The organism is Pseudoruegeria sp. SHC-113 (assembly GCF_025376885.1).
Lineage (GTDB): Bacteria > Pseudomonadota > Alphaproteobacteria > Rhodobacterales > Rhodobacteraceae > Pseudoruegeria.
In genome coordinates, this window is sequence record NZ_JAHUBR010000001.1 from 1159117 (window position 1) to 1177230 (window position 18114).

20 protein-coding genes are annotated in these 18114 nt (G+C 66.0%); 14 read left to right on the top strand and 6 right to left on the bottom strand.

What is annotated here, in order from left to right; genetic code table 11:
• Both KVX96_RS05685 and KVX96_RS05690 read left to right on the top strand, forming a co-directional pair.
• Complete coding sequence (locus KVX96_RS05685) at window positions 1-1047, top strand: aldo/keto reductase (protein ID WP_261193343.1); 1047 nt, start codon at window positions 1-3, stop codon at window positions 1045-1047.
• On the top strand, window positions 1047-1547 hold the full coding sequence (locus KVX96_RS05690; RefSeq protein ID WP_261193345.1) for a 3-hydroxyacyl-CoA dehydrogenase NAD-binding domain-containing protein: 501 nt from the start codon (window positions 1047-1049) through the stop codon (window positions 1545-1547). The genes KVX96_RS05685 and KVX96_RS05690 overlap by 1 nt, the downstream gene beginning before the upstream one ends.
• A gap of 77 nt (window positions 1548-1624) precedes the next feature.
• Here the strand turns inward: KVX96_RS05690 and KVX96_RS05695 are convergent, their stop codons facing one another.
• Window positions 1625-2482, bottom strand: a complete 858-nt coding sequence (locus tag KVX96_RS05695; RefSeq protein WP_261193346.1) for a helix-turn-helix domain-containing protein — start codon at window positions 2480-2482, stop codon at window positions 1625-1627.
• A 108-nt stretch (window positions 2483-2590) separates the two neighbouring features.
• Here KVX96_RS05695 and KVX96_RS05700 point away from each other — a divergent pair, with 108 nt between their 5' ends.
• From KVX96_RS05700 to KVX96_RS05710, 3 genes are read left to right on the top strand one after another with little or no spacing between them, the layout of a single operon-like run.
• Window positions 2591-2797, top strand: coding sequence for a DUF2061 domain-containing protein (locus KVX96_RS05700; protein ID WP_261193347.1), 207 nt, complete (start codon window positions 2591-2593; stop codon window positions 2795-2797).
• Window positions 2790-3698: a fatty acid desaturase gene (locus tag KVX96_RS05705; protein WP_261193348.1), complete on the top strand. Its 909-nt coding sequence runs from the start codon at window positions 2790-2792 to the stop codon at window positions 3696-3698. The genes KVX96_RS05700 and KVX96_RS05705 overlap by 8 nt, the downstream gene beginning before the upstream one ends.
• Before the next feature lie 38 nt (window positions 3699-3736).
• Window positions 3737-4642, top strand: coding sequence for an EamA/RhaT family transporter (locus KVX96_RS05710; protein ID WP_261193349.1), 906 nt, complete (start codon window positions 3737-3739; stop codon window positions 4640-4642).
• On the opposite strand, the gene KVX96_RS05715 is transcribed toward KVX96_RS05710, so the two are convergent.
• Both KVX96_RS05715 and KVX96_RS05720 read right to left on the bottom strand, forming a co-directional pair.
• Window positions 4635-5324 carry an NUDIX hydrolase gene (locus KVX96_RS05715; protein WP_261193350.1) on the bottom strand — a complete coding sequence of 230 codons (690 nt, stop codon included), beginning with the start codon at window positions 5322-5324 and terminating at the stop codon, window positions 4635-4637. The genes KVX96_RS05710 and KVX96_RS05715 overlap by 8 nt on opposite strands.
• A gap of 43 nt (window positions 5325-5367) precedes the next feature.
• On the bottom strand, window positions 5368-5766 hold the full coding sequence (locus tag KVX96_RS05720; RefSeq protein WP_261193351.1) for a DUF983 domain-containing protein: 399 nt from the start codon (window positions 5764-5766) through the stop codon (window positions 5368-5370).
• Between the two features lie 240 nt (window positions 5767-6006).
• Here KVX96_RS05720 and KVX96_RS05725 point away from each other — a divergent pair, with 240 nt between their 5' ends.
• The 4 genes from KVX96_RS05725 to KVX96_RS05740 all read left to right on the top strand — a co-directional run bounded on the left by KVX96_RS05725 (window position 6007) and on the right by KVX96_RS05740 (window position 8110).
• Window positions 6007-6540 carry an EF-hand domain-containing protein gene (locus KVX96_RS05725; RefSeq protein WP_261193352.1) on the top strand — a complete coding sequence of 178 codons (534 nt, stop codon included), beginning with the start codon at window positions 6007-6009 and terminating at the stop codon, window positions 6538-6540.
• Between the two features lie 93 nt (window positions 6541-6633).
• Window positions 6634-7218: an RNA polymerase sigma factor gene (locus KVX96_RS05730; protein ID WP_261193353.1), complete on the top strand. Its 585-nt coding sequence runs from the start codon at window positions 6634-6636 to the stop codon at window positions 7216-7218.
• Window positions 7211-7576, top strand: a complete 366-nt coding sequence (locus KVX96_RS05735) for a hypothetical protein (protein WP_261193354.1) — start codon at window positions 7211-7213, stop codon at window positions 7574-7576. The genes KVX96_RS05730 and KVX96_RS05735 overlap by 8 nt, the downstream gene beginning before the upstream one ends.
• A 3-nt stretch (window positions 7577-7579) precedes the next feature.
• On the top strand, window positions 7580-8110 hold the full coding sequence (locus KVX96_RS05740) for a periplasmic heavy metal sensor (RefSeq protein WP_261193355.1): 531 nt from the start codon (window positions 7580-7582) through the stop codon (window positions 8108-8110).
• 555 nt (window positions 8111-8665) lie between these two features.
• Here KVX96_RS05740 and KVX96_RS05745 read toward each other — a convergent pair.
• Complete coding sequence (locus KVX96_RS05745; protein ID WP_261193356.1) at window positions 8666-9565, bottom strand: hypothetical protein; 900 nt, start codon at window positions 9563-9565, stop codon at window positions 8666-8668.
• A gap of 89 nt (window positions 9566-9654) precedes the next feature.
• On the opposite strand from KVX96_RS05745, the gene KVX96_RS05750 reads away from it, so the two are divergent.
• On the top strand, window positions 9655-9933 hold the full coding sequence (locus tag KVX96_RS05750) for a DUF3572 domain-containing protein (protein WP_261193358.1): 279 nt from the start codon (window positions 9655-9657) through the stop codon (window positions 9931-9933).
• A gap of 1 nt (window position 9934) precedes the next feature.
• Here the strand turns inward: KVX96_RS05750 and KVX96_RS05755 are convergent, their stop codons facing one another.
• Together KVX96_RS05755 and KVX96_RS05760 are read right to left on the bottom strand one after the other, a co-directional pair.
• Window positions 9935-13132 carry a reductive dehalogenase gene (locus tag KVX96_RS05755; protein WP_261193359.1) on the bottom strand — a complete coding sequence of 1066 codons (3198 nt, stop codon included), beginning with the start codon at window positions 13130-13132 and terminating at the stop codon, window positions 9935-9937.
• 43 nt (window positions 13133-13175) lie between these two features.
• A complete protein-coding gene (locus KVX96_RS05760) occupies window positions 13176-13631 on the bottom strand; it encodes a MarR family winged helix-turn-helix transcriptional regulator (RefSeq protein ID WP_261193360.1) in 456 nt (151 codons plus the stop codon).
• Window positions 13632-13740: 109 nt separating this feature from the next.
• On the opposite strand from KVX96_RS05760, the gene KVX96_RS05765 reads away from it, so the two are divergent.
• From KVX96_RS05765 to KVX96_RS05780, 4 genes are all read left to right on the top strand, one after another.
• Window positions 13741-14469 (top strand): HAD family hydrolase, encoded by a 729-nt coding sequence (locus tag KVX96_RS05765; protein WP_261193361.1) that lies wholly within the window; start codon window positions 13741-13743, stop codon window positions 14467-14469.
• Window positions 14470-14584: 115 nt separating this feature from the next.
• A complete protein-coding gene (locus tag KVX96_RS05770; protein ID WP_261193362.1) occupies window positions 14585-16141 on the top strand; it encodes a trimethylamine methyltransferase family protein in 1557 nt (518 codons plus the stop codon).
• Window positions 16142-16239: 98 nt separating this feature from the next.
• On the top strand, window positions 16240-16827 hold the full coding sequence (locus tag KVX96_RS05775; RefSeq protein ID WP_261193363.1) for a heme NO-binding domain-containing protein: 588 nt from the start codon (window positions 16240-16242) through the stop codon (window positions 16825-16827).
• Window positions 16827-17858 carry a GGDEF domain-containing protein gene (locus KVX96_RS05780; RefSeq protein WP_314733092.1) on the top strand — a complete coding sequence of 344 codons (1032 nt, stop codon included), beginning with the start codon at window positions 16827-16829 and terminating at the stop codon, window positions 17856-17858. Before KVX96_RS05775 ends, KVX96_RS05780 begins: the two co-directional genes overlap by 1 nt.
• The last annotated feature ends 256 nt before the right edge of the window (window positions 17859-18114 follow it).

Genomic DNA, 18114 nt, shown 5'->3' on the forward strand with positions numbered 1-18114 from the left:
ATGCGCAAGGTAACCCTCGGTCGGACAGACCTGCTGGTAAGTGAACTCTGTTTGGGCTCCATGACATGGGGCACCCAAAACACGCTCGATGAGGCCTGCGGGCAGATCGACATGGCGCTTGAGCGCGGGGTGAACTTCATCGACACGGCCGAGATGTACCCGGTGAACCCGGTGAAGGCCGAGACGGTGGGGCGCACCGAAACCTATATCGGGGAGTGGGTGGCCCGCTCCGGGCGGCGCGACGAGGTGGTGATCGCCACCAAACACGCCGGGCTGAACGAGCGTTTCGTGCGCCCCGGCGAGCCGATCAGCGGCGCCACGATGCATGCCTGCGTGGATGCGTCGCTCAAGCGGCTGCAGACGGATGTGATCGATCTTTACCAGCTGCACTGGCCGAACCGGGGCTCTTTCCACTTCCGCCAGATCTGGAATTATGACCCGTCCAAACAGGATCGCGCCGCCACCATCGCCAATATGGTCGATGTGCTGGAGGCGATGAGCGCGCTGCAGAAAGCGGGCAAGGTGCGCCACTTCGGGCTCTCCAACGAAAGCGCCTGGGGCACGACGCAATGGCTCATGCAGGCCGAGGCACTGGGCGCGCCGCGGATGGAGACGATCCAGAACGAATACTCCCTTCTGTGCCGCCAGTTCGACAGCGATCTGGCCGAGATGAGCGTGAATGAAGATGTCACGCTGCTGGCCTTTTCACCGCTGGCCACCGGCCTGCTGACCGGCAAATACGACGGCGGCAAAACCGTGCCCGAAGGCTCACGCCTGGCGCTGAACGGCGATCTGGGCGGGCGCGTGGGGCCGCGAGTCTGGCCCGCCGTGGAGGCCTATCTGGCGATTGCGCGCAAGCACGGGCTGGATCCGTCGCAGATGGCGATTGCCTGGTGCCTGACGCGCCCCTTCAAGACGATCCCGATCTTCGGCGCCACCTCGCTGGCGCAGCTGGACGTGGCGCTGGGCGCAAGTGATGTTGTATTGAGTGACGAGGTTTTGCAGGAGATCGACAGCGCGCATCGCGCCCATCCCATGCCGTATTGATGCGCCACGAGAAGCTTCATACCGCCTCCGTTCTGGGCTGCGGCGCCGCCGGGCGCCTCTGGGCCAGCCGCTTCCTTGCCTCGGGTTGGGAGGTGGTTCTATTTGATCCCGACCCTGCGCGATCCGAAGCCCTGCTGGAAGCCTTGAGCGCCGCCCATCCGGGCGGGCGCGTCTCTGTCGTGGGGGCGATCTCGGCCGCCGTGGGGCAGGCGAGCTGGATTCAGGATTGCGTGCCCGACCGTCTGACGCTCAAGCGCACGCTCTATCAGCGCGTGCAGGGCCATTGCCGGGAGGACGCGCTTGTCTGCAGTTCGAGCAAAGGCTTCAAGCTGGAGCAGATCCGCCGTTGCGCTACGCGGCCCCGTCAGATCCTGAAGGTGACGCTCTGCGAGCAGACGCTTTCGCCGAAAGTGGAGGCCAGCGCCTCGGCTGATCCGGCCCTGATGGCGCGCGCGGAGGAGCTGCTGCGCTGGGCCGAGCCGCTGCCTGCGCATGTTTAGGTTAAAGCTCTGAGGCCAGCCCCTTCCCAGTGAGAGTGTCGGGGGCTGGCCGGCGATGCCGGCTGATTGCATGTCGGCTAAAGCGCCGCCTCAAGCCCCTCCAGAAATCCCGGAATATCGCGGGAATCCACCGCAGCCTCGCGCACCAGCCAGTCGAAGTGGCGCGTGATGGCCTGCACCCGTTCGGTGTCGCGGAAGGCGATGTAGTTGCGCCCCAGATAGATCACCGCCAGCAGCGGGCCGAACACCGTGACCGGCGCGGAATAGAGCCTGCGCGCATCAAACAGCACGATCCGCAGCGTCGGATAAAGCTGATCATAGAGCGCGATCAGGTGGCGCAGTTGGGCGGCGCGCAGATCGCGGCCCAGATCGGCGTAATAGCCCTCGCCGCGCGCGAAGGCCTCGATCTCGTGGCGGGGCAGGGCGATCTCGTAATCCGAACGCGCGCTGCGCATCCAGCGCAGGCGGTCCTCCATCGCGCCGATGGCCTGATCCGTGGTGCGCCCCAGCTGCGGCAGGTATTCCCAGCGCAGCATGTCGCGGGTTTTCAACATGTCGGGCAGCGTCGCGGGGACGTGGCGGATCTTGTAGCCCGCCGCCTCCTGATGCCAGGCGAAGATCTCGTCATCCACCAGCGCGCGCGGTGCTTCCGTCATGGTGAGCGCATTGGCCATCAGGTCCGCCGCAAGTTCGGGGCGGTTCGTCAGGCCAAGGAGCCAATCCGCCGAAACCCCGAGATGGGCCGCGCATTCCGCCGCCAGCTGGGCGTTGGGCAGACGGGCCGTCTGCGAGGTGAGGATCTGTGAGATCGTGGAGCGGTCCACCCCCACCGCGCGGGACAGCGCGCTACGGTTGCTGCCGCGCTCCTGCATGGCCTGCGCGAGCCTTTCGCGGAAGAGCAGGGCGCGATCCCGCTTGTCGGTTTTTGTCATCATCGCTGTGTTTTCTCACCAATGTTGGGAAAACCTTGTGCATCCACCAGATACCTCCCGGTACGGGCTCTGGCTAGAAAAAAGAAACAACAAAAAACCCGTGAGGCAGGCATGGACAGCACCGGACGCACCTTCGTGAAAGCTCTTCTGTGGCAGGTGACGGGCATCCTCTGCACCGTGATCATCGGGCTGGTGCTGACAGGCTCCGCCGCGCTCGGCGGCAAGATCGCGCTGGCCAATGCAGCCCTCGGCTTCGCGCTTTACGCGATTTACGAGCGGCTCTGGGCGCGGGTGCGCTGGGGGCGGGCGGATGCGTGAGCGAGGCGGAAAAGGCGGCGTGGAATGGATCACGCTGGCCACACTGGCGGGCTGCTATGGGGCATGGGCGTTGGCCATTTTCTGCCTGGCGGACCTCAGCCCCTTGGCGGCAGGGCTTTTGGCAGCGCTCGCCATCGCGCTGCATTCCTCGCTGCAACATGAGGCGCTTCACGGCCACCCCTTCCGCAACGCAACCGCCAATGCCGCGCTCGTCTTCCCGGCGCTGGGGCTTTTCATCCCCTACGCGCGCTTTCGCGACACCCATCTCGCCCACCACCGCGATGCGGCGCTGACGGACCCATACGACGATCCGGAATCCTACTACCTCGCGCCGGAAAGCTGGGGCCGGCTCTGCGCGATCCGGCGCGGGCTTTATACCTTCAACAACACGCTCTTCGGGCGGATGCTGATCGGCCCGGCGCTAGGGCAGGCCTGTTTCCTGATCACCGAGGTGCGCGCCTTCCGGGCAGGCGCGCCGGGGATTGCACGCGCCTGGGGGCTGCACGCGCTCTCCGTCGCGCTCGTGCTTTGGGCGGTTTCCTTCTCGGCTCTGCCGCTTTGGGCCTACGCGCTGGCGGCCTATGGTGGGATGTCGATCCTGAAGATCCGCACCTTTCTGGAGCATCAGGCGCATGAGCGCGCCCGCGCCCGCACAGTGATCATCGAAGATCGCGGCCCGCTGGCCTTTCTCTTCCTCAACAACAACCTGCACGTGGTGCACCACATGCACCCGCGCGTGGCGTGGTATCGCCTTCCCGGCCTCTACCGCAAACACCGCGCCCATTACCTGCGGGTCAACGATGGCTACCGCTACAATAGCTACACCGAGGTGCTGCGCCGCTACGCCTTTCGCCGTAAGGATCCGGTGATCCATCCGCTGATCGCGCATCCCGGCGAATAAAGGCTCGACATTTCCGGCCCATGGGGTAGGCGCTGGGTATGGAACTCTGGATCCCCATCACCATCGGCGCTGCTCTGGCGCAGAACCTGCGCTTCATGCTGCAAAAGCATCTGAAGGGCGGCAAGCTCTCCACCGGCGGGGCGACGTTTTCGCGCTTCCTCTATTCCGCGCCGCTGGTCGCGCTTCTGGTGGCGGCCTATGTGGGCGCCACGAGGCAGGCGCTGCCCGATCCCGGCGCGCGCTTCTGGATCTTCGCGCTCACCGGAGGGCTGGCGCAGGTGCTCGCGACGATGTGCGTCGTCGCGCTCTTTGCCGAGCGTAATTTTGCGGTGGGGATCACCTTCAAGAAAACCGAAGTGCTGCAAACCGCCTTGCTGGGCTTCGTGGTGCTGGGCGAGGGCATCTCGCTTGGCGCGCTTTGTGCGATGCTGCTGGGCTTTGTGGCCGTTGTCCTGCTGGCCGATCCGCCCAAGGCGGGCGGGCAGGGGGGCTGGAAACGCTACCTGAACCGCGCCACCGGGCTGGGCGTGCTCTCTGGCGTGCTCTTTGCCTGCTCCGCCGTGGGCTACCGGGGCGCGTCGCTTTCGCTGGGGGATCTGGATTTCTTCCTGCGCTCGGCCTTCACGCTCTCCTGCGTGACGGCGGCCCAAACGATTGGCATGGCGCTCTGGCTGCGCTGGCGCGAACCCGGCGAGATCACCCGCGTGCTGGCAAGCTGGCGCGTGGCTGCGCTTGTGGGGGTGACGTCCATGCTGGGCTCGCTCGGCTGGTTCACGGCCTTCACCCTGCAAAACGCCGCCTATGTGAAGGCGTTGGGGCAGATCGAACTGCTGTTCAGCTTCCTCGCCACCGTTTTCGTGTTCCGCGAAAGCACCACCCGGCGGGAGATCGTCGCGATGCTCCTGCTGACGGCCAGCATCCTGCTGCTGATCCTCTTCAAGTAAGAGGCGAGGCCCCGGCGAGCCGCAGGAAGAGCGATTCCTCGTCGTCGTTGCGGAAGAAGGGCACCTCTTCGGGCATCTCGCCCGTGCGCAGCGCGCGGGAAAGCTCGGCCAAAACCACCTCGGTGATGAAGGGCAGATCGTAGCTGCGGGCTTCGGACAGCGGCACCCAGTGCAGATGCGAAAGCTCATCGGAGGCGCGGGAGAAATCGTCCGGATCGCTTTGCAGCGCCTCCACATGGGCCACGAAGAAACGCGCATCGAACCGGCGGGGGCGGCCCGGCGGGGTGATCGCGCGGAAGAAGAAGCGCAGGCCCTCGGGCGAGGGCAGGTGGCCTGTGGCGGCGTAACTGTGCCAATCGTCCGGCACCTCATCAGGCCATGTGCCGGGCGCGCCGAGGATCAGCCCGGTTTCCTCCCACAACTCCCGCACGGCGGCCACGTAGAGCGCCGGCACGAGTGCGGCGTCAGATTCCTGTGCGAGGCGTGCGGCGCAAGGCGCAGGCGGCGGGCTGGCGAGCGCCACATCGGCGTCGCCCGCATCCACCGCGCCACCGGGAAAGACATATTTGTTGGGCATGAAGACAGCCCCGGCCCCGCGCTGGCCCATGAGCACCTTGGGGGCGCTGCCCGCATCGCGCAAAAGGATCACCGTCGCGGCGTCGCGGATCGCTGTCTTGTCCATGGAAGGCCCCTTTGAAACCTCGTCCGCCAGTGGGGCGCGTGGGCTACTTATGCCCGAAGCCGTGCAGGCGCTTGGCCCATTGCAAGGCAATGAACGCCCCCTTGATGCGCGGCAAGAGATACAGCGAAAGCGCCACGCAGCCAACCGAAAGGAAGGCCGCCATAGTTAGCGGGTCCGGGCGCAGCTCCGTGTAGGTGACATGGATCACCGGGGCCATCAGGTGGCCGACGACGAGGATCGTCAGGTAGGCGGGGCCATCGTCGGCGCGCTGGTGGTGCAGTTCTTCCCCGCAGACAGGGCAGCTGTCGCGGACCTTCAGATAGCCCGAAAACATCTCGCCCGCGCCGCAGTTGGGGCAGCGGCGGCGCCAACCGCGCAGCATGGCGGGGCGCACGGGGCGATCTTCTTCCTGGTGCCCCGGATGGGTGGCGATGTCGGTCATGAGGCGCGCCCTGTGGTTTGCGTTGAGCCCTGCAACATAGGGCTTTGCGCGCGCACGGGAACCCGGTGAAGTGACCTTGCGTCGAGGTGTCGCAAGACTGTGCGCGCTAATCACGAGGCCGTGATCAGACGAAAAAAATCGCCCCCCGCCGACGGAAACCTGAAGCCCCTCCGTTTGACCTTGTGAACGCGGCAGACACAGGCCGCGCTTCCAGAGAAACCGAAAAGGAAGGACTACAGGATGAAACGCTCCCAACTGATCGCCGGCGCAACCGCACTGGCCGTTCTGGCCACCGCATTCGGGGCCGCGACCACGGCAGAGGCCAAGCCAGGCAAGGGCGGCCACCGTGGCCAGGAGATGACCTTCGAGCAGCTCGACGTCAACGGTGACGGCAAGATCACCGCAGAAGACCTCGCCGCCGCGAAAGCTGCGCGCTTCACCGAGATGGATGCCGACGGCAACGGCACGATCTCTGCCGAAGAGCTGAGCGCCAAGATGGAGGCCCGCCACGCCGACCGCGCCGCGAAGATGATCGAGCGGCTCGACACCAACGGTGACGGTGTGCTCTCGGCCGAAGAGCTTGAAGCTGGCCGCGGCGGCAAGGGCGATCGCGAAGGCGGCGACCGGGCCGCACGGATGATCGAACGCTTCGACACCGATGGCGATGGTGCCATCTCGGCCGAGGAATTCGAGGCCGCCAAGGAAAAGATGGCCGAACGCCGCGATGGCAAGGGCCGCGATGGCAAAGGCAAGGACGGCAAGCGCGGCGAATAAACGCCACGCGTGCTGGCGGGGGCGGCGTGCTGCCCCCGCCGCATTGCCCGGGCGGATTGCTCCGGGCGTTTGAACGCGCTACGCAAAACGGGAATGGATATGCCGTTTGATGCCATGAGCGAGGTCAGCGACGAGGCCCTTCTCGTCCTCTACGCCAACGGGGACCGCGCCGCCGCGCGGGCCTTGACGGTGCGGCTGACTCCGCGTGTTCTGGGCTATGCCGCCCGCGTGCTGTCGGATCCGGCGGAGGCCGAGGACGTGGCGCAGGAGGCGATGTTGCGGCTCTGGCGGATCGCGCCGGAGTGGCGGCAGGGGGAGGCAAAAGTCTCCACCTGGCTCTACCGCGTGGTGGCCAACCTGTGCACCGACCGGCTGCGCAAGCGCCGGGCCGGGTCGCTGGACGAGGCCGAGGAGCCGCAGGACGAGGCCCCCGGTGCCGAGGAACGCCTGCAACAGGCCGCCCGCGCGCACGCCTTGAACGCCGCGCTGGCCAGATTGCCCGAACGGCAGCGGCAGGCGGTGGTTCTGCGCCATTTGGAAGGGCTTGCGAACCCGGAGATTGCCGAGGTTCTGGAGATCAGTGTCGAGGCCGTGGAAAGCCTGACGGCACGGGGAAAGCGCGCGCTGGCCGAGGCGCTGGCCGCACAACGTGAAGCATTGGGGTACGAAGATGACTGACCGCAGCGAAATGGACGATGAGCTGGAGCTGTTCTTCAGCGCCGGTCGCGCGCATGCCGCGCAGCCGTCCAACGACCTTTTGATGAAAATCGCCGCCGAGGCCGATGCCGAAGCGCTGGCGCGCGAGGCTTTGGTGGCTGCACAGGCCCGCCCCGCGCCGCGCGGGCTCTGGGCCGGGCTGGTGGCCACCATCGGCGGCTGGCCCGCCATGGCCGGCGTGCTGACGGCCTCGGCCGCGGGTTTCTGGATCGGTTTCAGCGCCCCGGCCCCCCTTGCCGACGGGGTGTCCTGGCTCAATGATACGGCCTATGTGTCGGATTACCTGCCCAGCTACGAGCTGGCATCGGCGCTGGAGTGACGGATGACGAATGAAACACAATCCCCCAAGCCCGGCCCCGATGCGGGTGGCCCCGAAAAACCGGGCCTGCCGCGCCGGGTGAAGCTGCTGCTTGGGCTCTCGCTCAGCCTGAACGCGCTGGTGGTTGCCTTGGCGCTGGGCGCGGTGCTCTCGCCGGACGGTCCGCGCAAGGGGCCGCCGCGGGTGAAGGACATTGGCGCGAACGCCATGGTGCGCGCGCTGCCCGAGGCGCGGCAGAAAGCCCTGCGCGAGGCTCTGGGCAACCGGATTGGCAAGGATGGCAAAGACGCGCGGGTGGATCTGCGCGCCATCAGCCGCGCCCTGCAGGAGGCCCTGCGGGCCGAGCCCTTCGACGTGGCGCGGGTGGATGCGATCCTGCAGGAAACCGAATCCCGCCGCGACGCGCAATTGGCGATCGGACGGGAGGTCTTCCTGATGCAGCTCAACGAGATGAGCCCTGAGGAGCGCCTCGCCTTTGCCGACCGCTTGCAGGAGCAAAGCCGCCGCGGCCCAGGCAAACCGCCGCGCGACTGACCCATCGGCCCTTTTTGCGAACGCCACCCGTGTTCTGGCGGGCCGTTAAGGCTCGCTTTGACCCGCCTGCAGCCCGGCGCGGGCTGGCGCGCGGGAGCGATGGGGGGGATGGCAGGGCATGGGCCGCGAAAGAGCCTGCAGCATTTCGGATTGGGCAAATGTCGCGTCTTCTCGGCCTCTCTCATGGATCAAACGCGAAGGACGATGCACGATGTGTCAGGTGAGACCCGAAACGCTTTTAGAAAGAGCGAACGGGCACGGAGGCTGCCCGGCGCATTGCCCCTTGATTTCTGGCGCACAGAAACTCTGCGCGCTAAAGCTTTACCCGGTTCGTTTTTCCAGCGCGGTTTAGCTGGTTCATTTTGCCAGCTGTCTTCGATCCGTGCACCCGATAGACCTCCCGCAGCAGCGGAGAAATACAATGGGCGGGCCGTTCCTGCCGCCCCTCGCGCCCTGCGCCAAAGAGTAGGCCAACACGCCACCCACCAAGAACGCCTCGGCGTCATCCCACCAGCCTCCCAACAACCGACAGGCCATGCGACAAGCGGGTTGCGATCAGACGCCGGACACCGAGAGCCAGGGCGCATCCGGCGGGGCCGTTCCGCCGGGCATAACCTGTGGCCCGGTGGAGGCCCCTGTCAGACGGTGACGTTCCCAGGCGCGGCGCAGGCGTAGGAGCACTTCCTGCTCGCCGCAGGCCCCGTCGATCACATCCAGCGCGCCGCAGCGCAGGGCAAAGCGCGCGGCCTCGCCAAAAGGCTGGCGCGTGACGAAAACGAAAGCGGCGCTGGCCGGCACCCGCCACCCCGGCCCGTCCATCACGATGGCAAGGCTGCGCTCCGCAGGCGCATGGGCGGTGGAAAGTGCCCCGGCATGGGCCGCGAGGCGAGTGATCATGTCGTGCGTGGCCCCGGCGGGGCCGGGAGAGATCCAGAACACTGCCTTGCCCGCAAAGGCACGCTCGGGCTCGCGCAGCCCGGCCTGCAGCGGCGGTGGCACGGTGAGCCCCGCCCGGCGGCGGCTGATGTTGTTGATCCTGTCCAGTAGGTAGCCCGGCGAGGCATCCTCCGCGATCCAGTCTTCCGCGCCCATATCGAGCGCCTTGCCGCGCCGTGCCGCATCGGAGGGGCCGACAAGCAGTACGGCGGGCATCTGGCCGCTGCCCTGCGGAAGTGTAGAGGGGGTGGCTTGCGGTGCGGGTGGCGCTTCCGAGGCGCGAGGGGAAAGCGAGGGCTGCCCGGCGCCGGTGGGCTTTGCCCCGACAAGGATTTTGCGCAGATCGGTGCCTGCAGCGACGCGTGCCACGACGATATCGGCCCCGCTGTCCTTGCCGCATTCCGCGATGCGCCAGCGCGCGGGCAGTTCCACCACATTGTGATTGCCCGCTGCAAGCACGCCGCGCAGGGCGTGCAAAGGGCCACCGGCCAGATCGATCAGAAGTATCCGCGACGCCATATATCCACCGTTCAAAATACGCGCTATCAGGCTTTCCTGAAGTGTCACGTGCAATGGTTAAGAAATTGCATACAACCCTAGGCTGAAACATGACTCCTGACAACGCTCAAGTTCTGGCCCTGCAGGCCCTCGGCTGGCTGGCATCAAATGACGATCTTCTGCCCGTCTTCCTCGGGGCCAGCGGTGCGTCGCTTACGGATGTCCGCGCGCGGGCGGCGGAGCCCGAGTTCCTCGCCTCGGTGCTGGATTTCCTGCTGATGGACGACGCCTGGGTGATCGGCTTCTGCGCTGACTGCAACCTGCCGAATGAGGCGCTGATGCAAGCCCGCGCCGCGCTGCCCGGCGGCGGGCAGGTGCATTGGACTTAACTCAGAGGTCCAGCTCCAGCACACCGCCGGGCTCTGCCGCGCGGGATTGGCAGAGGATGATACGGTTTTCCCGCTCTGCCTTTGACAGCACGAAGTCGCGGTGCTCCACCGCGCCGCCCGTAAGCCCGCAGGCGCAGACACCGCAGAGCCCGTCGGAACACTTCAGATCCACATGTACCCCGGCTGCGATCAGCGCATCCGCCGCGCTTTCCTGCGCGGACACGGCAATCTCGCGCCCGCTCTGGCGCAGCTTCAGGCGGAAGGGGTGGTTTTCGTACTGGGGCAAGTCCGGCACGGCGAAAAATTCCTGATGGCGGGCCTCCTCGGGGAAGCCAGCGGCCTCTGCCGCCTCCATCACGGCGGCCATATAGGCGTCCGGCCCACAGGTATAGACATGCGCGCCCGCGCGATGCGTCAGGATCTGTGCGAGATCGGCGCGGGTGCCTTCCGCCGAGATATGGAGATGCACTTTGTCGGCCCAGGGCACGGTGGCCAGATCGGCCAGAAAGCCCGCGCTGTCGCGGCTGGCCACGCTGTAATGCAGCGCGAAGGGCCGCCCAAGCGCGTGCAGCCGATGGGCCATGGCGATCATCGGCGTGATGCCGATGCCGCCGCCCATGAGAAAGCTGAAACTGGCCTCTTCCTGCAGCGGGAAGTGGTTGATCGGGTGGGAAACGAACACCCGCCGCCCCGGTGCAAAGATGCGGTGTAGGAGCTTTGAGCCGCCCCGGCCTCGCGCCTCGCGCAGCACGGCGATCTGGTAGCAAGAGCGGTCCGCCGGATCGCCCGAGAGCGAATACTGCCGGAAGAACTCCGGCGCGACGACGACATCCACATGCGCCCCTGCCGTGAAGGGCGGCAAGTCCGCGCCGTCGGGGTGGCGGAACTCGTATTTCGTGACGCCCTGCGCCATCTGCTCCACCTTGCTCACAACGAGCGAGAGCACCGGCGCTTCCGCGTTGCCGGCCGTATAGACATGTTCCGGCGGCGTGCCGGCAGCGCGGGCGGCCTTGTGCTGATCGGCGGTGAGCATGGCCTTATAGGCGGCAATCCCGGCCTCGCGGTCCATCGGGAAGGGCCAGGGGTAGGGCGGCGGGGCCAGCGGAGCGGGGTAGACGGCCAGCGTCTGATCCTCAAACCGCAGCTTCAGATCCTTCTGCAAGGCGCGGGCGTTTACGGGGTGCGCGGAAGGGCGATAGGCCCCATCGTCCACCATCTCCAGATCCCACCACCATTTCTTTGCCTGGTTGATCTCCCCCTTGCCGAGCGCGTCATCCAGTTTGGCCAGCGGCTTGGCGAGCCCCGGCGCGTGGCTGGCGAGCCAGCGGAAGGGGGCCTCGGCGAAAAGGCCTTCAAGGTTCCACGGGCAGGTTTTCATGCAGCGGCCACACATGGCACCGTTCTTCTGGCTCACGCGGTAGGTGGTGCATTTCTGGCTGTCGGATTTCCAGATTTCATAGCCGTTGAACATCAGCTTCGGCCCCGCCGTGATCGCGCCTGAGGGGCATTCGCGGGCGCATTTGTTGCAGGCCTCGCAGAAGCGCTGCAGGCCGAAATCGATCGGCTTGTCGTGCGCCATCGGCATGTTCGTCGTCACCACGCCGCTTTTCAGGCGCGGGCCGAGGAAGGGGTTCAGGATCACCTCGCCGATGCGGGAGACCTCGCCCAGCCCGGCGAGCAGCAGCAGCGGCGGGTGAAGGACTTCATCGTCCATCACCGAATGCACGCGCGCGGTATAGCCGAGCTTGCGGATATGGGCGGCGAGCACGCCGCCGAGCAGCGAAAACCTCAAATAAGCGCGCATGGACTGAGCGCAGGCGATCCAGTCATCGCCGCTCGCGCCTTCCATCGTTTCGTGCCCCTGATCGATGATCATGGAAATCGCGTTGCGGTGGTAGGGCGCGATCGGCTGGCCGCTGGCGTCGTGGGAGTAATAGGCCCAATCCGGGCAGGCAGAGAGGCCGACGGCATCCACCCCCAGATAATAGAGCGCAGCCTTGATGCTGGCAGCGTTGCGCGCGGGATCTTCGGTGGAGGGGTGCACGTCGGGCGCGGCCTCGCCGTCCTGCAGCACGGTGAAGGCCCCAAGGCTGGGGCGGAAGGCAAAGGCAGAGGCCGACTTGCGCACGTAGTTGCCGTTCTTTGCAGCCTCCTGCACCTGTTTGCCCAGATCGCCAAAGAGGCCGCGCGCGAACATGTTGGCGCGTTTCGGCACGCGGGCCACATTTTCAGCGTCGATATAGGTTGTCGGCTCCTCCACGCGCTTCAGGGTTTCGAACGGGTGCGGCCCGGCGGCGAAATCGCGCTTAGAGAAAGGATCGCGGTTGCGGGCGGATTTCGCGTGGGTGCCGAGCCCGCTGCGGTAACTGGCGGGCGGCTTGGCCCCGGGTGCTAGCGGCTGATCGGGGGCAAGATCCAGCGTGGTTGTCACCACGGCAAGCTGGTAGCGCGAGCCAAGGAAGGGGTTGTCCGCCTGCGCGCCTTCGGCAAGGCCCGCGTTCACGGCGAGGCGGCGCAGGTGCACATCGCTCTCGGCCTCAGAATGGGCGCGAGCATCCCAGCCCAGCGAGCGGATGTAGCTCGCCAGCGTGACGGCTGTTTCCATCGCGCGCAGGGTGCCGCGCTGGGCCTCGGCCTCGTGGATCCAGTCGCTGCCAGCTTCATCGGCGCGCGGCGGGCGCGGGGCGTCATAGAGGAACACCAGCGCGTGGGTGTGGTGGCGGCAATCGCCCTTGGGCGCTTTGAGGGACTCCCTCAGCCCGGCCATGATCACGTCGATCCCGGCGGCCAGCGTCTTGACCTGTTTTGTTTCCAGCGTCTGCGCCAGACGCGCGACATCCGGGTTGCGCGTGGGGGTGGCAAGCCAGTCGGCATCGCCGATCCGGGCCACGCCCACCATGGAAGCGTCGCAGTAATAGCCGAAGGCTTTCAGATGGTTGGCGCGCTCTTGCAGCTCGGAAGGGATCTTGGCACGCTCGGCCTTCACGAGCCCCTCGCGCGTGGCGTCCAGCATCGCCTGATACTCCTGCATCGCGTTGACGATGGAGAGCGGATCTTCGGGCCGGCGGAAGCTCACCCCCTGCTGGGGGGGCAGGGCTGCCAGCACGGCCTCGGGCAGGCTGGCCACACGCGGCAGGGCCTCCAGCGGGTAAGGGCCAAGGTGCATCGGGCGGGAGCGGTAGGAGCGGAGCTTGCGCATCTGGCGGGCTTTCGGCTAGCGGGTATGGGCGGGATCACGCGGATCAGAGCTTGGAGAGGCGGGTCTCTTCCCCTTCGCGCAGCGCATCGAGCAGGCCCAGAAGCTGCGCTTTCTCGCCCTCGCCCAGCTTGGCAAGGAAATGCGCGCTGTTGGCGCGGGCGTGGGCATTGGCCTCCAGCAGCAGGTCGGCGCCACGCGGCGTGGCCGCCACCAGCGTCATCCGTTTGTCGTCCTGCCCGGTGGAGCGCGCGATCAGCCCTGCGGCCTCCATCTGCCGCAACGCGCGGGAGATGGCGGTGCGGTCCACGCTCACATAGGCGGCGATCTCGGAGGGGTTCTGTAACCCTTCCCCTTCGCAGGCCAGCAGGATACACCAATGCAGGCGCGTGAGGCCAAGATCCTTCAGCCCGTCCTCGAACCGCTTCTCGATCACCCGCGCGCTCAGCGAGAGCTGATAGCCCAGGGCGGCGTGCAGGTCATATGCCGTCTTCTTCAACATAATTGACAGCGTTAACTAAATTTCTGCCCCTGTCAACAAGCGTGCAATCGCTTGCATGGTTGATCGCGGGGGTGCTTGGCGACAGAATATTGCGATTGAGGGAGGAAACATGAAAGAAATTCGCGCAGTCCTTTTCGATAAGGACGGAACCCTTTTTGATTTCCACGCCACCTGGAGCGCCTGGGCGCATGATTTCCTGCAGGCGCTTTCGGGCGGCGAGCCAGCGCTGGCCGCAAGGCTTGGCAACGCCATCGGCTATGACACCGAGTTGCGGATCTTCAAACCCGGCAGCCCCGTGATCGCGGGCACACCGGGGGAGATCGCCGATGCGATGTTGCCGCATCTGCCGGGGCAGGGGGCGGCTGCGCTGATCGAGCAGATGAACCGCGCCGCCGCCGAAGCCCCCATGGTGGAGGCCGCGCCTTTGGCCGAGCTGCTGTCTGAACTGCGCAAGGCGGGCTTTAGGCTGGGCGTTGCCACCAATGACGCTGAAGCGCCCGCGCGTGCGCATCTCGAAGCCACCGGCATCCTTCCGGCCTTCGATTTCATCGCAGGCTTTGACAGCGGCCACGGGGCCAAGCCCGATCCGGGCATGCTGCTGGCCTTCGCCCGCGCCACGGGGCTTGCGCCCGATCAGGTGGTGATGGTGGGTGACAGCCGCCACGATCTTCTGGCCGGCCGCGCGGCGGGCATGGCCACCGTGGGCGTGCTCACCGGCCTTGCCGGGCCCGAGGAACTGGTGCCGCTGGCCAACGCGGTTTTGCCCGACATCAGCCATCTGCCCGGCTGGCTGCGCGGGCAGGCCCCGGAACTGGAACTGGCAGAGGCCGCCGGGTAGCCCATCCCCAGCCGCCTTGCGGCAGGATGGAAGACGGGCGACAGGAAATGTCGCATTCTGGCGCTCCACCTTTGGGCTTTGCGCGCAGGATTTCCCTCAGACGGAGGGAATGCCCATGGCTGAACACGCCACCAAACGCCGCCGCCACGGCGGCCGTGCCGGCAACGCGCGGCGCAGCACCACGGCCACGATCGAGCAGATGCCCTGGCGCGTCCCGGTCAACACCGATGCGCCCACAGAGCCGCTCAACGAGGAGGGCATCGAGGCCATCCATGACTGCGCCATGCGGATCCTTGAGGAAATCGGTATCGAATTTCTCAACGCCGAGGCGCTGGCCGTTCTGAAAGATGCAGGCTGCACCATCGACGGGCAGAACGTGCGTATGGGGCGCGATTGGGTGATGGAGATGGTCGCCAAGGCCCCGGCCGATTTCACCATCACGCCGCGCAACCCCGCGCGGGAGATCCATATCGGCGGCAAGAGCATGGTCTTCGTCAATGTCTCCTCGCCGCCCAACTACTGGGATCTGGAAAAGGGCAAGATCCCCGGCACCCGCGAGGATTGCCAAAACCTGCTCAAGCTCACGCAGTATTTCAACTGCATCCACGTCGCCGGCGGCTACCCGGTGGAACCGGTGGACGTGCACGCCTCGGTGCGCCACCTCGACGTGCTCTATGACAAGCTCACCCTGACCGACAAAGTCGCCCATGCCTACAGCCTCGGCAAGGAGCGGGTGGAAGACGTGATGGAGATGGTGCGCATCGCGGGCGGGCTTACGCAAGAGGAATTCGAAGCCACACCGCGCATGTACACCAACATCAATTCCACCTCGCCCCTCAAGCACGATGAGCCGATGCTCGATGGCTACATGCGCTGCGTGCGGCGCGGGCAGGCGACGGTGGTCACGCCCTTCACGCTGGCCGGTGCCATGGCACCGGTGACAATGGCCGGGGCCGTGGCGCAGTCCATCGCCGAAGCGCTCTGTGTGATCGCGCTGGCGCAATATATCCGCCCCGGCGCGCCTTGCGTGCTGGGCACGTTCACCTCCAACGTGGACATGAAATCCGGCGCCCCCGCCTTCGGCACGCCCGAATACATGCGCGCCACCCAGATGACGGGCCAGATGGCGCGCTACTACGGGTTGCCCCTGCGCTCCTCCGGCGTTTGCGCGGCCAATGTGCCGGACGGGCAGGCGATGTGGGAGACGTCCAATTCGCTCTGGGCGGCCGTGCAATCGCAGACGAACATGGTCTACCACGCCGCCGGCTGGCTTGAGGGCGGGCTGATTGCGAGCCCCGAGAAATTCATTATGGATTGCGAGATCCTGCAGCAGATCCAGCGCTATTTCGAGCCCGCCACCTTCGCCACCGGAGAAGACGACATCGCGCTGGAGGCGATCCGTTCCGTTGGCAATGATGGCCATTTCTTCGGGATCGACCACACGCAGGAGCGCTACACGACAGCCTTTTACCAGCCTTTCTTGAGCGACTGGCGCAATTTCGAAGGCTGGAATCTGGCGGGCGGCGTCTGGACGGCGGAGCGCGCGCACCGGATGTTCAAGGCGATCATGGCGGAATTCCAGCCGCCGCCGATGGAGGACGCGATCCGCGAGGAACTGGCCGATTTCGTGGCACGGCGCAAACGCGAAGGGGGCGCGCCGACGGATTTCTGACCGTCGAAAAACTTCGGTGCGCAAAATAATGATCTGCGTCAGGCTTTCTTTAACGCCTGTTTCCTAGGGTGCGAAAAAACAACCTCGGGAAAATCCAGATGCACGGATTGATCAACCGCTCGATCGAGATCTTTTTGAAAGAGCGCCACGGCGCGGCGCTCTGGCAGGCGGTCGCGCAGGAAGCGCAGGTACCGGACGGAAGTTTCGAGGCGATGCTGCCCTATGAGGATGCGCTTACGGGCCGGGTGATCGCCGCCGCCGCGCAGAGGCTTTCGCGCAGCGAGGCAGAGATTCTGGAGGATCTGGGGATCTTCCTGATCACCTCGGAGCGCACGCAAGTGGTGCGCCGCCTGCTGCGCTATGGCGGGGTGAGCTTTCTGGATTTCCTCTACTCGCTGGATGATCTGCAGGATCGCGTCAAGCTCGCGGTGCCGGAACTTGAGGTGCCGCGGTTCGAACTGCAGCGCGAAGGCCAGAGTGGCTTTCACCTGATCGTGGAAAGCCCGGTGGCAGGCATGGGCCACGTGACGGTCGGCATCCTGCGCGCGCTGGCCGATGATTACGGCGCGCTGGTGGTGCTAGAGGAAAGCCACGATGCCGGCACGCAAAGCGATATCACGGTGCATCTGCTCAACAGCACCCATGCCGCCGGGCGGCGGTTTTCGCTCGCCGGGGAGCCTGCATGATGGCCGCGTTTCAACCCGCCAATATCCCGCCCGAAGGCCTGAATCGGCTGATGCCCATGCATGTGATGCTGGACGAAAAGGGCTGCATCCAGCATTTCGGCCCCACGCTGCATTGCCTCTGGCCCTATGGCGCGCCGCTGGGGCGCAGCTTTTTCGAGGTGCTCACGGTGAGCCGCCCGCGCGGCATCACCGATCTGAAAGGGCTGATGGCCCATGCGAGCGAACGGCTGCACATTGAACTTGCGGAAGGCGAGGCCCCGGCGCTCAAGGGCATCGCCATGCCCTTGCAGGACGGCGGCGCGCTGCTGAACCTCTCGTTCGGGATCTCCGTTGTGGAGGCCGTGCGTCTTTACGATCTGACAGATGCCGATTTCGCTCCCACCGATCTGACGGTGGAAATGCTCTACCTGATCGAGGCCAAATCGGCCGCGGCGGCTGAGCTGTCGCGCCTCAGCCAGCGGCTGCAGGGCGCGCGGATCGCGGCCGAGGAACAGGCCTTCACCGACACGCTCACCGGCCTGCGCAACCGCCGCGCGATGGATGTGGTGCTGGCCCGCCTCATCAGCTCTGAGCGCGGCTTCGGGCTGATGCATCTGGATCTGGACTACTTCAAGGACGTGAACGACACGCTGGGCCACGCCGCGGGCGATCTGGTGCTGCAGCATGTCGCCAAAGTGCTGGTGGAGGCCACCCGGGAGGACGATCTTGCCGCCCGTGTCGGTGGTGATGAGTTCGTGCTGCTCTTTGCCGGGCTTACGGATGTGGATCAGCTCAACCGCATCGCCGGGCGGATCATCGAACGGCTTGAGGATCCGGTTTACTTCGAAGGCCAGCCCTGCCGTATTTCGGGGAGCATCGGCACCACGGTGTCTGATTTCTACAAGGCCCCGGAGGCCGAGGCGATGCTGCATGATGCCGACATTGCGCTCTATGCCTCCAAGCACAAGGGCAAGGCTTGTTACACCGTCTTCTCCAAGGATCTCGGCCAGTTGGAGCCCCCCAAAGGCCGGGAGGCCGCGCCGCCCCACTAGCCTTCCGTCTCGTTCGCCGGTGCCTCCTGTCCCCGCCTTTCGGGCACCGGCACACAGCGGGCGCCCGGCCTTCCCCCTCCCCAGCGTCCGGGCGCCCGACATGTGAAAACCTTCTGTAGCTAGGCTTGAGGGGACTTTAGCATGAAAGGGTCACTGAAGGCGGCGCGGTGAACCGTGGCGACTGGCGGGTCGCGGCCGGGCCTCTGGTGAAAATCTCCGCAAATCGCCCCGCGACCCAGCGCGCCTTGAGGTTGCG

Excerpts from the sequence above, each read along its gene's own strand:
- KVX96_RS05735 (WP_261193354.1), top strand. The coding sequence starts at position 7,211 with ATGACTGACCGCAGCGAAATGGACGATGAGCTGGAGCTGTTCTTCAGC.
- KVX96_RS05775 (WP_261193363.1), top strand. The coding sequence starts at position 16,240 with ATGCACGGATTGATCAACCGCTCGATCGAGATCTTTTTGAAAGAGCGC.
- KVX96_RS05755 (WP_261193359.1), bottom strand. The coding sequence starts at position 13,132 with ATGCGCAAGCTCCGCTCCTACCGCTCCCGCCCGATGCACCTTGGCCCT.
- KVX96_RS05695 (WP_261193346.1), bottom strand. The coding sequence starts at position 2,482 with ATGATGACAAAAACCGACAAGCGGGATCGCGCCCTGCTCTTCCGCGAA.
- KVX96_RS05760 (WP_261193360.1), bottom strand. The coding sequence starts at position 13,631 with ATGTTGAAGAAGACGGCATATGACCTGCACGCCGCCCTGGGCTATCAG.
- KVX96_RS05730 (WP_261193353.1), top strand. The coding sequence starts at position 6,634 with ATGGATATGCCGTTTGATGCCATGAGCGAGGTCAGCGACGAGGCCCTT.
- KVX96_RS05715 (WP_261193350.1), bottom strand. The coding sequence starts at position 5,324 with ATGGACAAGACAGCGATCCGCGACGCCGCGACGGTGATCCTTTTGCGC.
- KVX96_RS05750 (WP_261193358.1), top strand. The coding sequence starts at position 9,655 with ATGACTCCTGACAACGCTCAAGTTCTGGCCCTGCAGGCCCTCGGCTGG.
- KVX96_RS05685 (WP_261193343.1), top strand. The coding sequence starts at position 1 with ATGCGCAAGGTAACCCTCGGTCGGACAGACCTGCTGGTAAGTGAACTC.
- KVX96_RS05780 (WP_314733092.1), top strand. The coding sequence starts at position 16,827 with ATGGCCGCGTTTCAACCCGCCAATATCCCGCCCGAAGGCCTGAATCGG.
- KVX96_RS05690 (WP_261193345.1), top strand. The coding sequence starts at position 1,047 with ATGCGCCACGAGAAGCTTCATACCGCCTCCGTTCTGGGCTGCGGCGCC.
- KVX96_RS05725 (WP_261193352.1), top strand. The coding sequence starts at position 6,007 with ATGAAACGCTCCCAACTGATCGCCGGCGCAACCGCACTGGCCGTTCTG.
- KVX96_RS05705 (WP_261193348.1), top strand. The coding sequence starts at position 2,790 with ATGCGTGAGCGAGGCGGAAAAGGCGGCGTGGAATGGATCACGCTGGCC.
- KVX96_RS05765 (WP_261193361.1), top strand. The coding sequence starts at position 13,741 with ATGAAAGAAATTCGCGCAGTCCTTTTCGATAAGGACGGAACCCTTTTT.
- KVX96_RS05710 (WP_261193349.1), top strand. The coding sequence starts at position 3,737 with ATGGAACTCTGGATCCCCATCACCATCGGCGCTGCTCTGGCGCAGAAC.
- KVX96_RS05740 (WP_261193355.1), top strand. The coding sequence starts at position 7,580 with ATGACGAATGAAACACAATCCCCCAAGCCCGGCCCCGATGCGGGTGGC.
- KVX96_RS05720 (WP_261193351.1), bottom strand. The coding sequence starts at position 5,766 with ATGACCGACATCGCCACCCATCCGGGGCACCAGGAAGAAGATCGCCCC.
- KVX96_RS05700 (WP_261193347.1), top strand. The coding sequence starts at position 2,591 with ATGGACAGCACCGGACGCACCTTCGTGAAAGCTCTTCTGTGGCAGGTG.
- KVX96_RS05745 (WP_261193356.1), bottom strand. The coding sequence starts at position 9,565 with ATGGCGTCGCGGATACTTCTGATCGATCTGGCCGGTGGCCCTTTGCAC.
- KVX96_RS05770 (WP_261193362.1), top strand. The coding sequence starts at position 14,585 with ATGGCTGAACACGCCACCAAACGCCGCCGCCACGGCGGCCGTGCCGGC.